Below are 12,439 nucleotides of genomic sequence, written 5' to 3'. Positions count from 1 at the left end.
TATGAAAAGATATAAATTATTCGCTTTTGCATCTCTTTTGGCAACTGCCGTCATGACCACTTCCTGTGGAGACGATTTCCTGACAGCCGGGCCGACAGAAAAGCCGGAAGCCGGTGCAGCCGCAACCGAAGGAACGATCCTGTCCAGTTTGGGTTCGGCTTATCAGATCCTGATGTTTGACAGCTATGCAAACAACAATTATAATGCTGTGTTACTTATGTCCGACCTGCGTTCCGACGACTTGTTCAAAGGGGGAGGCGATGCCGGCGACCAGCATCAATTATATGTACTGTCGCAATTCAGTTCCAGTGCGGCAGAAACTCTCGACGGATTGTGGAGTATCTATTTTACCGGCCTGGCACGCGCGAACAATGCAGTTATTGCCTGTAAGAATGCAGTGAATGTGACGGAAGAAAAAGTAGCCCAGTATACGGCAGAATCCCATTTCCTGCGTGCTTATTATACGCATCTGTTATGGAAATTCTGGGGAAATATTCCTTACTTCGAAGCTCCGCTGGACGATCCTTACCTGGCTCCTCAGATGAGTGCGGACGAAATATACCAAAAAATAATGGCCGACCTGGAAATAGCCTGCGGAGAAGGTATGCCGATGAAAGTCAGCGGAGCCAACCTGGGACGTGCCAACAGAGCTGCCGCCCTGATGTTGAAAGCACGCGTAGTGATGTATCAGAAAGATCAGTCTAAATATGCCGAAGTAGCCAACGATATGGCCACGATCATCAAAAGCGGCGATTACGAACTGATGGACGATTTCGATGCCATGTGGTTGGACGAAAATGAATTCTGCAAAGAATCCATCTTTGAAAGCAACCAGTTGCCGGAAGGTAAAACCTGGGATACAGGCTGGCAGGGATATGGTACGAACTTACCGGCATTTATCTCTCCGAATGAACTGAAAGATCCTGACGGAGTGTTCAAAGGAGGCTGGGGATTTGCTCCTGTCCGTTTGTCCGCTTACCAGATGTACGAAGAAGGTGACCTGCGTCGTGATGCCTCTATCAACGACTGGCGCGAAGGCAGTTATTCAAAACGTTTCCAGGATACAGGCCTGTTCCAGCGTAAATATGCTGCCCGAGAAGGATATAACCCTCCTCCAGGCGACCAGGATCTGAATTACTGTAATAACCTGCGTATTTTCCGTTATGCCGAAACACTGTTGAACTATGTGGAATTGGTGAAGATGGGAGGTGCTCCCGAAGCTCAGGGTGTAAGTGCAGATGAATGTTTCAACCAGATACGTCGCCGTGCCTTCGGAACCGACAAACCGATCGCTATCACAGCACAGAATATCAAGAACGAACGTCGTAAAGAATTTCTGGGTGAAGGAATGCGCTTCTGGGATCTGGTTCGCTGGGGAGATGCTCCGAGTGTGCTGACAGAAAACAATTCCGAGTTCAACTCTGTCCGTACCTTTGAAGAATGGATGAAATATCTTCCTATTCCTCAGGGAGAAATGACAAAGACGCTGGGAACCGAATTCGAATTGAAACAAAACGGTAACTGGAAATAACCGAATGGCTAATACGATAAAACAGACAATAATATGATAAGAAATATATTCAAATCAGGAATCATCGTCCTAATGGCCATTTTGGCCATGACCTCTTGCGACCCGCAAGACAATGACGACCATTCATTGGGTGCAATGCCCGAAGAAAGCCAGCTCGCTTTCTCCGCCACACCGAAAAGTGAACAACCGAACGTGATCGCACTGAAAAATGAATCGAGCATAAAAGGTGTCGTCACCTGGGATATGGGAGACGGATCGACCGCCAAAGGAGAAACGGCAGATGCGAAATATCCGTTTAAAGGAACTTATGTGATCTCGATGACCATGTATACTACCGGAGGATCGGCAACGATCACAAAGGAAGTCACGGTTGCACAGGACGATATGTCCCTATTGAACACTCCTATGTACAACGCCCTGACAGGAGGTGCCGAAAATCTGCAAGGTAAAACCTGGGTATTCGACCAATATCATAGCGGACACTTCGGAGTCGGACCGAGTACGGACGAAGCGCCTTCATGGTGGTCATGCCCGGCCAACGGCAAACTGGAATCGAGTCTTTATACCCAGGAGTTTACATTTATCCAGGTGGGAGTAAAAATGATCTGGAAAAACAATGGGTATATCTATACGAACGAAGCGGGTAAAAACGCATTGGGAGGTACAGCTGTTGTTCCCCCCGCCGGAGACTTTGACGTAAAGTATGAACCTAAAGACGCATATACTTTTACATTGAATGAAACGGGTAAGACAATCACACTGAACAACGGTGCTTTCTTCGGCCATTATGCAGGAACATCCACTTACGAGATCCTGAGCCTGACAGACGACGAACTGTATCTGAAATGCACCAGTACCGTTGAAAGCGGTAATGGTTGGTGGTATCGTTTCATTCCGAAAGAAAAGAACGTAAAACCCGAAGTGGAAATTAAACCTGTTACATTGGTTGAAGATTTTGAGAAAGATAAATTATCCGTAGAATTCATCCCTGAAAAGATGGGAGATATGGGCCCTGTCTACTCGAATCCGGCACCGGTCGGCATCAATACGTCTAAAAAAGTATATCTCTATCAGAAATCGGAAGAGTTCTACTCCAATATCTCATGGGTATCGGAAGATACTAAGTTCGACCTGTCGGAAAATAACAAGATCCGTATGAAAGTATATATTCCGTCTTACAACGATTATACGACTGCCGCAGCTGTTGCAGGCGATTGGATCACAGTCAATAAGCTGCAGAAACAGGTTACTGTCAAATTGCAGAACACCGAAGCTGGCGATAATGCATGGGAAAGCCAGACTGAAATTGTAAAAGCAAATCTGGAGACCGATAAATGGATCGAACTCGAATTTGATTTCAGCACGGTAAAAGACCGTACCGATTATAACAAGATTGTTATCCAGTTCGGTGCAGAAGGCCATGCCGCCCCGGGAATCTTCTTCTTCGATGATTTCTCTTTCAATAAATAAGAAACAAACAACAGATAGAGAGTTGGCAATACAGCAGCTCTCTATCTACTCATTCAAAACGGGAAGATGAAACACTCAATCACATAATAACCACCATGAAAACATACAAATTAAATATCTTCTATGCCGGATTACTGGCTCTCTCCATGATGGCATGTAGCCAGCCTGCCGGATCAGGGAAAGGAGACGCTGTTGAAAAACAAGTGGAAGCATTGCTCGGGAAAATGACTTTGCAGGAGAAAATCGGACAGATGAACCAACTGAGCCCGTTCGGCCCCCCGGAAGAGATTGCCGGACAAATCCGCAACGGAGAAGTAGGCTCCTTACTGAACATTACAGATCCGGCCATTGTCAATCAAATCCAAAAAGTAGCGGTGGAAGAATCCCGGCTGGGTATCCCCCTGTTGATGTCGCGTGATGTCATTCACGGATATAAAACAATATTCCCAATACCCCTGGGACAGGCCGCTACTTTCAATCCTCAGATCGTGCAGGACGGTGCCCGCGTAGCCGCTATCGAAGCATCTGCCGACGGTATCCGCTGGACGTTTGCCCCGATGATCGATATCTCACGCGATCCCCGCTGGGGACGAATCGCAGAGAGTTGTGGTGAAGATCCGTATCTAAGTTCCGTCATGGGTGTAGCCATGGTAAAAGGGTTTCAGGGCGATTCCCTGAACGATCCGACCTCCATTGCAGCCTGTGCCAAACACTTTATCGGCTACGGAGCAGCAGAAGGAGGACGCGATTACAATTCGACATTCATCCCCGAACGCCAGCTACGTAACGTCTATTTTCCTCCGTTCGAAGCGGCGGCAAAAGCCGGATGTGCCACCTTTATGACCTCTTTCAACGATAATGACGGTATTCCTTCGACAGGGAATAGCTTTATCCTGAAAGATGTATTGCGCGATGAATGGAAATACGATGGTATGGTCGTTACCGACTGGGCTTCGACAGCCGAAATGATTTCCCACGGCTTCTGCAAAGACGAAAAGGAAGCTGCCTTGAAATCGGTTGATGCCGGCATCGATATGGAAATGGTCAGCGGTACCTTTATCCGCCACCTGGAAGAACTTGTAAAAGAAGGGAAGATATCGGAAGCGGCTATCAACAATGCGGTACGCAACATCCTTCGTCTTAAGTTCCGTCTGGGACTGTTCGATAATCCTTATGTAAACACAGACCAACATGTAAAATATGCACCTGAACACCTCGCCAAAGCCAAAGAAGCAGCAGAGCAATCGGTTATCCTGTTAAAGAACGACCGGGAGACCTTACCTTTCACCGATAAGATCCGTACCATTGCGGTCGTAGGTCCGTTGGCGGATGCCCCTCACGACCAGATGGGAACCTGGGTATTCGACGGAGAAAAAGCACATACCCAAACCGTACTGGCAGCCTTGAAAGAGATGTATGGCGACAAGGTACAGTTTATCTACGAACCCGGATTAGGTTACAGCCGCGACAAGAACACAGGCAATATCACCAAAGCCGTAAGTGCCGCCACACGTGCGGACGCCGTACTGGTATGCGTCGGGGAAGAGTCTATCCTCTCGGGGGAAGCCCATTCTTTAGCAGATTTACACCTGCAGGGAGCGCAAAGCGAACTGATTACCGCCCTGACAAAGACAGGGAAACCCCTCGTAACGGTTATCATGGCAGGTCGTCCGCTGACGATCGAGCAGGAAGTAAACCAGTCGGATGCCGTTCTCTACGCTTTCCATCCGGGAACTATGGGTGGTCCGGCTATTGCCGACCTGCTTTTCGGTAAAGTGGCTCCGAGCGGTAAAACGCCGGTTACCTTCCCGAAGATGGTAGGACAAATACCCGTTTACTATGCCCATAACAATACAGGCCGCCCCGCTTCCCGCCAGGAAACACTGATCGACGCTATTCCGCTGGAAGCCGGACAGACCTCACTGGGCTGTACCTCTTTCTATATGGATGCCGGTTTCGATCCTCTGTTCCCCTTCGGTTACGGATTGTCGTACACCACATTCGGATACGACAACCTGCAACTGCCAACCGATAAGTTGGCTGCCAACGGAACACTGGAAATCAGTTTCGACCTGACTAACACCGGTAAATACGACGGAACAGAAGTAGTACAATTGTACGTACAGGACATCTTCGGCTCTGTTACCCGTCCGGTCAAAGAACTGAAAGGTTTCCAACGCGTTTCCCTGAAGCAGGGTGAAAAGAAAACCGTCACCTTTTCTCTCCCGGTCAAAGAACTGGCATTCTGGAACATAGATATGCAGAAAGTAGTAGAGCCGGGCGAGTTCAACCTCTGGGTCGGCCCCAACAGTGCAGAAGGATTACAAACAACATTCACAGTAGAATAACAGATATGAAAAAGAATATATATTTAATGATCCTGCTTCTGCTGGTATCCTTTACCGGATGCCGGCAGGACGCAGCAACAGCAGGTACGGATACGACCGATATGCCCCCGGAAGCATTTATGCGTATCTCCGGTACCGGCCTGGTCACTCCCAAAGGACAGAAATTCTTCATCCAGGGAACCAATCTCGGGAACTGGCTGAACCCCGAAGGTTATATGTTCGGCTTCAGCAAAACGAACTCACCGGGACGTATCAACCAAATGCTGTGTGAAATGGTCGGCCCCGACTTTACCGCTGAGTTCTGGAAGGCTTTCAAAGACAATTACATCACCCGCGACGACGTACGGTTCATTGCCGGGACAGGAGCCAACACCATCCGTCTACCTTTCCATTACAAACTCTTCACCGATGAAGATTATATGGGACTGACTTCCAACCAGGATGGATTCGCCCGCATAGATAGTGTGGTCAGCTGGTGTCGGGAGACCGGGTTATACCTGATCCTCGATATGCACGATGCACCGGGCGGACAGACCGGCGATAACATCGACGACAGCTACGGTTATCCCTGGCTCTTTGAAAGCGAAGCCAGCCAGCAACAGTTCTGCGACATCTGGAAGAAGATCGCAACGTATTATAAGAATGAACCCGTAATCCTGGGTTACGAATTGATTAACGAGCCTATCGCCCCCTATTTCAGTAATATGGAAGAACTAAACGGCAAATTGGAACCGTTATACAAACGGGCTACAGCCGCTATCCGTGAAGTGGATACCAACCATATCATCTTGCTGGGCGGTGCCCAGTGGAACGGCAATTTCCGCCCGTTCACCGATTCCACCTTCGACGATAAGATCATGTACACCTGCCACCGTTACGGCGGAGAAGCGACAAAAGCCGCTATCCAGGAGATCATCGATTTCCGCGACCGCGTGAACCTGCCCATGTACATGGGAGAGATCGGACACAACACGACAGCCTGGCAAAATGCTTTCTGCCACGTCATGCAGGAAAACAATATCGGCTGGACCTTCTGGCCTTATAAAAAGATCGATGAGTCCTCTTTCGCCGGTATTAAAACTCCTGAGAATTGGGACCGTATCGTTGCTTTCTCGGAAGCTCCCCGGGGTACTTATCAGGAGATACGCGAAGCTCGTCCGGATCAGGAAGAGGCTAAAGCGGCCCTGATGGAATTTATAGAGAACAGCCGGTTACAAAACTGTATCATTCAGAAAGAATATATCCGCTCACTAAGTTTAAAAGCACAATAAAACGATATGAAACTGATTAAGTATATTGCTTGCTCCCTGTTGATGCTTCCTACATTTGCCCAGGCACAACAAAGCGATCCGGTGGAAGACGCCTTATCGCGCCTGACACTCGAAGAGAAAGTGGCATTGACACACGCGCAATCCAAGTTTTGTTCGCCGGGAGTGGCTCGTCTGGGTATTCCTGAATTTTGGATGACCGATGGCCCTCACGGTATTCGTCCCGAAGTTTTATGGGATGAATGGGAGCAAGCCGGATGGACCAACGACTCTTGCGTGGCTTTCCCGGCACTGACCTGCCTGGCTGCTACCTGGAATCCGAAAATAGCTTTATTGTATGGAAAGAGTATCGGGGAAGAAGCCCGCTACCGTAACAAAACAGTATTATTGGGCCCCGGCGTAAACATCTATCGCTCACCCTTGAACGGACGTAACTTCGAATATATGGGCGAAGACCCTTATCTGGCCGGAAAAATGGTAGTTCCCTATGTACAAGGCGTTCAACAAAATGGCGTGGCTGCCTGTGTAAAACATTATGCACTGAATAACCAGGAAGTAAACCGCCATACAACCAACGTCATTGTAGACGACCGTGCCCTGTATGAAATCTATCTGCCCGCTTTCAAAGCCGCTGTCCAGGAAGGGAAAGCCTGGGCAATCATGGGTTCTTACAACCTATACAAAGACCAGCACGGTTGCCATAATCAGTATCTGTTGAATGATATCCTGAAAGGCGAATGGGGTTTCGACGGCGTTGTCATTTCCGACTGGGGAGGCGTTTATAATACACAACAAGCCATAACCAACGGACTCGATATGGAGTTCGGTAGCTGGACCAACGGATTATCCAACGGGGCAAGTAACGCTTACGATAATTATTACCTGGCAGACCCCTATCTTCAGTTGATCCGGGAAGGTAAAGTCGGCACAAAAGAACTGGATGATAAGGTTAGACGTATCCTTCGCTTGGCTTATCGCACGAATATGGATAGAAACCGTCCTTACGGCTCACTTTGCTCGGATGCACATTTTGCCGCAGCCCGCCAAATCGGCGAAGAAGGTATCGTCTTATTGCAGAACAAGAATAATGTACTTCCTATCGACCTGAACCGCGCAAAGAAAATAGCCGTTATCGGTGAAAATGCCGTCAAGATGATGACCGTAGGCGGTGGTTCTTCTTCCCTGAAAGTGAAATACGAACTCTCTCCGCTGGATGGTATCCGCAGGCGAGTGGGCGACAAAGCCGAAGTCGTTTATGCACGTGGTTATGTAGGCGATCCGAGTGGTGAATACAATGGAGTAAAGTCCGGACAGGATCTGGAAGACAGCCGTTCGCCGGAGGAATTGATAGCCGAAGCCGTGGCTGTAGCCAGGGAGGCCGACTATGTGATCTTTATCGGCGGTCTGAACAAGAGTGCGCATCAGGACTGTGAGGATGCAGACCGCAAGGAACTGGGTCTATCTTACGGGCAGGATCAGGTAATAGCTGCCCTGGCTCAGGCGAACAAAAATCTGATCATGGTTAATATTTCCGGGAATGCCATCGCCATGCCATGGGTGAAAGAAGTTCCGGCCATCGTACAGGCGTGGTATCTGGGCTCGGAAGCGGGGAATGCTATTGCTTCGGTATTGCTGGGAGATGTAAATCCATCCGGTAAGCTGCCGTTCACTTTCCCTGTCTCTTTACAGGATGTAGGTGCACACCAGTTGGGCGAATATCCGGGTACTCCCAGAAACGACGGCAGCAACCTGGTAGACGAGAAGTACAACGAAAGTATCTTCGTCGGCTACCGTTGGGCGGACAAACAGAAAACCCGGCCGCTTTTCAGCTTTGGCCATGGCCTGAGTTACACGACATTCGAATACGGAAAAGTAACAGCCGATAAGAAAGCGATTGTAAAAGACGAACCTATCACGTTCACCCTGACCGTAAAAAATACAGGTGACCGCGAAGGGGCGGAAGTCGTACAGCTTTATATCAGCGACAAGAAATCATCGCTCCCCCGCCCCATTAAGGAGCTGAAAGGTTTCCAAAAGGTTTACCTACAGCCGGGAGAAGTAAAACAGGTATCTTTCACCATCGGTACGGATGCACTGAGTTTCTTTGACGACGGTAAGCACGAATGGATTGCCGAACCGGGACAGTTCGAGACATTAGTGGGAGCTTCCTCGACCGATATTCGGGGAAAAGTTGTGTTTGAATTAAAATAGACAAGAAGAGGGAAGTTTGTTAAGCTTCCCTCTTCTTATTTTATCAAAGATATAATATCAATTTCCTGCCACAAAAGTATACACATTGCCACCGAAGTCGACAGCAATCAGTGCATTGCCTGAAACAGTTACCGAGCCGAATACCGGAGCACCTGTCGCATGTTTCCACACCAGTTTCCCGTCTTCTTTATTCACTCCGTAGATAGTTCCGTCGGAAGCACCTGCATAGACTGTATTTCCTGCCAGTACCGGACTGGTTTCAATGGTGGCAGCCGGTTTACGGGAATAAGGAGAAGTGAAGACTAATGCGTCGCCGGTTGCAAACTTCCATTTCAGTTCCAGTGTCTCGTTATCCAAAGCGATCAGACCGTCTTTAGCAGAGCCGAAGATGATCTCTTTATCCGTCAATAAAGGAGTAGAGGTAACATCCACACTGAAAGGTAACTCCTTACGTACAACCACCCGGCCGGTATTAGCTTCCAGGATAAAGAAAGACTTATCTGAAATCAAATACAATAAATTACCATGAACAGCAGCCGAGGCACCACGATTACGCAGACCGTTGGTGTTAGCAGTCCATTTTAATGCTCCGGTCTTCAGGTCGTTGCCATAAAGGGCATTCCATTGGGATGAGCCGATCAGCTTGTCACCTGCAACAGAGAAAGTTGTAGTTGTTCCTTCTCCCTGTCCCCAATCCTTATTCTGCCAAAGCACTTTACCGTCTTTCGTTTCGATAGCACATAGACCTTTACCTGTGCCGGCATAAACAATACCATCGGAGGCAACCAGACCTTCGATCAGAGCGGGCAGACCGTTTACAGGCAACTGTTTTTCCCAGCTAAGTTTACCGCTCTCGGCATTAATAGCATACAAATAACCCTGTGCATCCTGTGCCAAAACCTGGCCGTTATCTATAACGATCGTATTCTTAATGGAGTTGCGCACCGGATATTTCCAGATCAGTTCACCGGTCTTACCGTCGAGGGCATATACATGAGCCTCCCCTTTCAGGTTCTCATCCACAGAAGCGATATAGATCTTTCCATTATAAACCAGAGGCGATGTCATATAAATATTTGCTCCTACATTCTTGATCCAGGCCATCTGTAAAGGCTGGTTCAATGCAGGCCCGGCAGGTGCGGCATGTTGAGGATTCTCCAACAGGTTCAGCCAGTTACCACCCAGTTTCACCTCCGCAGGAGCAGCATGATATGTAAAGGCACTTTCTGTTTCTGCCGTTTCCCCGTTATTGAAACGGGCTTTTATCTTTAAGGTAACAGCCTTTCCCTCCTGTTTGGCAGTCAAAGGGACTTCGGCATTCCAGCACCAATCGGTAGCTTGTTGCAGTTTCTTGTTATTGAACAGGGCTTTACCATCTACAAGACAGGTATAAGTTATCTCTTTTACCGGAGTTACCGATGAATAAGCATTCACAGCCAAAGGCACGGCACCCGAAGCCAATACAGGAACCTGTCCCTCTACCGGGGAAGCGATCTGAATCTGTTTATCCAGATAAGTATAACGAAGTTCAGAGGTGAAATCACCTTTCTTATCGACATGCAGCACACGGAAAGCACTGGTCGAGTGATCGATACCACCTTTATCTAATGTTGCCGTAGAAATAGAATATACATCTCCCTGCTTCTTCATATAGTTGATATGCCAGTGACCGTATACCCAGGCCTTCAGATTATGTTCGTTCAGGTTGATCTGTTCCTGGTCGTTGATACCGAAAATGAACTGGTCGCCATACGTCAACAGGTCATGGTTGAAAACAACGATCGGCTTACCTTGCGGAACCTGTGCCAGGTCGTTCTTCAGCCAGCGATAGACATCTTCCTTCGTATAACCGGGTTGATGATCGCCTCCTGCCATCGGAGTCACGATATAGTGCGTACTACCGGCATCGAAAGAATAATAAACAGGACCGTAGATATTTTCAAAAAGCTCCTCACCATATTTCCCTTTCACCAGATCATGGTTACCGATAGCATAAAACATCGGGCAGTCCATATTGGCAGTATTCATTATTTGGATATGTGCCTTCAAGCCTTTTTCATAGCAGATATCGCCTGTGTGCATAATAAAAGCAACCTGTTCATTGGCTGCATAGTCACGTACGTTATTTACCCAGTCGCCATGATTCTCCGTATTGAAAATCTCGGTATCGGCGATATGGACATATTTATGGCTACCGTCTTTTTTAATACCGCCGCTATAAGGCTGCAAACCGAACTCGTACGTCCGCTGTTCGCCGTCGATACGGATATAATGCTTGTTATCCGTCTTATATCCTGAAGGAGTGGTAATAAAGATAAACCGTTCGCGGGGATGTCCCGGTAAAGAAAACGAACCGTCGGAAGCCGTTTTCACGACATTCAGTCCGTCGGAAACAGCAACACCAGCCATCGGTTTCTCTCCCTTATCAAAAACTCCGTTATTGTTCTTATCTACAAAGACTCGTCCAGTATAGGCTGCGCTGGCAGAGAATGCCACGCAGCTTAACAGGGCGATGTTCAGAAATGTTTTTTTCATGTGATTAATGTGTTATTTTGAAAGTTGTCAATACGAATCCGTGATCGGAAGCATAAAAGAAATCATCTCCTTTGAAAGAGAATGTTTCGCCCAGGATATTATCATAGCATTGGGACTCTACTGCCTGTATCGTCTTACCCTGATAATAGATAAAGTCGATACGGTCCTGACGGTTCACTGTTTCCAAAGAATCAGCATCTGTCAGCCAGGTCGTTCCGATGTTCTTCACCGGATCGGGATTGATCTCGCGGAAGCTGTCTTTAAAATTAGCGGCTTCCATTTCTTTGGATACCGTCCAGTTGACAACAGCGCCCCCATGATTATACATATCCTTGGTCGCTTCGGTCCAGTCCAAGTGAGAATGACTGTTGAAATCGCCTCCCATAATGACCGGAATGCTATCAGCCTCGGCTATCACTGGTTTCAGGACACCCAATATTTTGCGTATCTCGTCGTCACGTGTACCGGCATCGTCCCAGGCCAGTATTTCTTCTTCCGACTTGTCGGTAGGTGTCAGACGCATATCAGGTAGATAATGTATCCAGGTGTCAAACAGGCGGACTGGTGTTCCGTCCATATCTATTTCCACTCCTCCGAAATTGAATGTACCGATCACGTCTGGATAAGTATATTTCTTTACAATCGGATAACGGCTGTAGATACAAAGATTATCGGAAATCAGATAATGTTCATATCCGAGCGAATCGGCAACCATAGGTGCTGCCCCATATGTTTCAACCATCAGGACAACATCAGCCTGACTTTTCTTCAATACGCCAATAATGCCGTCACAGGCTTTTTGACCATAGGTTTTTGAATGGCCGCCATGCCAGATATTCCAGGCAAGGACAGTGAGTTCTTGTTCTTTTTCCTGTTCGGAGCAGGAAGTAAACAGATTGAGAAGCAATATTGCCGACACAATACAAGCGAGGATCTGTGTTTTCATGTGTATAACTTATCGATATTAATGTAATTCTACCACAAAGATAAAAAGATAAAAGCGATTCAAAAATATATCTCAAAAGTCTGTATCCGTTACAATGTCAGATACAGCTTTTGAGATATAAGAATAATTT

At 47.6% G+C, this 12,439-nt stretch carries 7 protein-coding genes; 5 read left to right on the top strand and 2 right to left on the bottom strand.

What is annotated here, in order from left to right:
• Position 1 precedes the first annotated feature (1 nt).
• The 5 genes from DXD68_RS13800 (at position 2) to DXD68_RS13780 (ending at position 8,828) form a co-directional block, all read left to right on the top strand.
• On the top strand, positions 2 to 1,531 hold the full coding sequence (locus DXD68_RS13800) for a RagB/SusD family nutrient uptake outer membrane protein (RefSeq protein WP_122362147.1): 1,530 nt from the start codon (positions 2 to 4) through the stop codon (positions 1,529 to 1,531).
• 33 nt (positions 1,532 to 1,564) lie between these two features.
• On the top strand, positions 1,565 to 3,001 hold the full coding sequence (locus DXD68_RS13795; RefSeq protein WP_122362146.1) for a PKD domain-containing protein: 1,437 nt from the start codon (positions 1,565 to 1,567) through the stop codon (positions 2,999 to 3,001).
• Positions 3,002 to 3,096: 95 nt separating this feature from the next.
• Positions 3,097 to 5,349, top strand: a complete 2,253-nt coding sequence (bglX, locus tag DXD68_RS13790) for a beta-glucosidase BglX (RefSeq protein ID WP_122362145.1) — start codon at positions 3,097 to 3,099, stop codon at positions 5,347 to 5,349.
• A 5-nt stretch (positions 5,350 to 5,354) separates the two neighbouring features.
• Positions 5,355 to 6,620, top strand: a complete 1,266-nt coding sequence (locus DXD68_RS13785) for a glycoside hydrolase family 5 protein (RefSeq protein ID WP_122362144.1) — start codon at positions 5,355 to 5,357, stop codon at positions 6,618 to 6,620.
• 42 nt (positions 6,621 to 6,662) lie between these two features.
• Positions 6,663 to 8,828, top strand: coding sequence for a glycoside hydrolase family 3 C-terminal domain-containing protein (locus DXD68_RS13780; protein ID WP_233577160.1), 2,166 nt, complete (start codon positions 6,663 to 6,665; stop codon positions 8,826 to 8,828).
• A gap of 57 nt (positions 8,829 to 8,885) precedes the next feature.
• Here DXD68_RS13780 and DXD68_RS13775 read toward each other — a convergent pair whose 3' ends face one another.
• Positions 8,886 to 11,363, bottom strand: a complete 2,478-nt coding sequence (locus DXD68_RS13775; protein WP_122362142.1) for a PQQ-binding-like beta-propeller repeat protein — start codon at positions 11,361 to 11,363, stop codon at positions 8,886 to 8,888.
• A 4-nt stretch (positions 11,364 to 11,367) separates the two neighbouring features.
• Positions 11,368 to 12,309, bottom strand: a complete 942-nt coding sequence (locus DXD68_RS13770; RefSeq protein WP_122362141.1) for an endonuclease/exonuclease/phosphatase family protein — start codon at positions 12,307 to 12,309, stop codon at positions 11,368 to 11,370.
• Positions 12,310 to 12,439: the final 130 nt, after the last annotated feature.

Source organism: Parabacteroides sp. TM07-1AC (assembly GCF_003480915.1).
Classification (GTDB): Bacteria; Bacteroidota; Bacteroidia; order Bacteroidales; family Tannerellaceae; genus Parabacteroides; species Parabacteroides chongii.
This window is presented reverse-complemented; position numbering and strand designations above follow the sequence as displayed.

What these genes read in the sequence shown, in the direction of transcription:
- DXD68_RS13800 (WP_122362147.1), top strand. Translation starts at nt 2, where the DNA reads ATGAAAAGATATAAATTATTCGCTTTTGCATCTCTTTTGGCAACTGCC.
- DXD68_RS13795 (WP_122362146.1), top strand. Translation starts at nt 1,565, where the DNA reads ATGATAAGAAATATATTCAAATCAGGAATCATCGTCCTAATGGCCATT.
- bglX (WP_122362145.1), top strand. Translation starts at nt 3,097, where the DNA reads ATGAAAACATACAAATTAAATATCTTCTATGCCGGATTACTGGCTCTC.
- DXD68_RS13785 (WP_122362144.1), top strand. Translation starts at nt 5,355, where the DNA reads ATGAAAAAGAATATATATTTAATGATCCTGCTTCTGCTGGTATCCTTT.
- DXD68_RS13780 (WP_233577160.1), top strand. Translation starts at nt 6,663, where the DNA reads ATGCTTCCTACATTTGCCCAGGCACAACAAAGCGATCCGGTGGAAGAC.
- DXD68_RS13775 (WP_122362142.1), bottom strand. Translation starts at nt 11,363, where the DNA reads ATGAAAAAAACATTTCTGAACATCGCCCTGTTAAGCTGCGTGGCATTC.
- DXD68_RS13770 (WP_122362141.1), bottom strand. Translation starts at nt 12,309, where the DNA reads ATGAAAACACAGATCCTCGCTTGTATTGTGTCGGCAATATTGCTTCTC.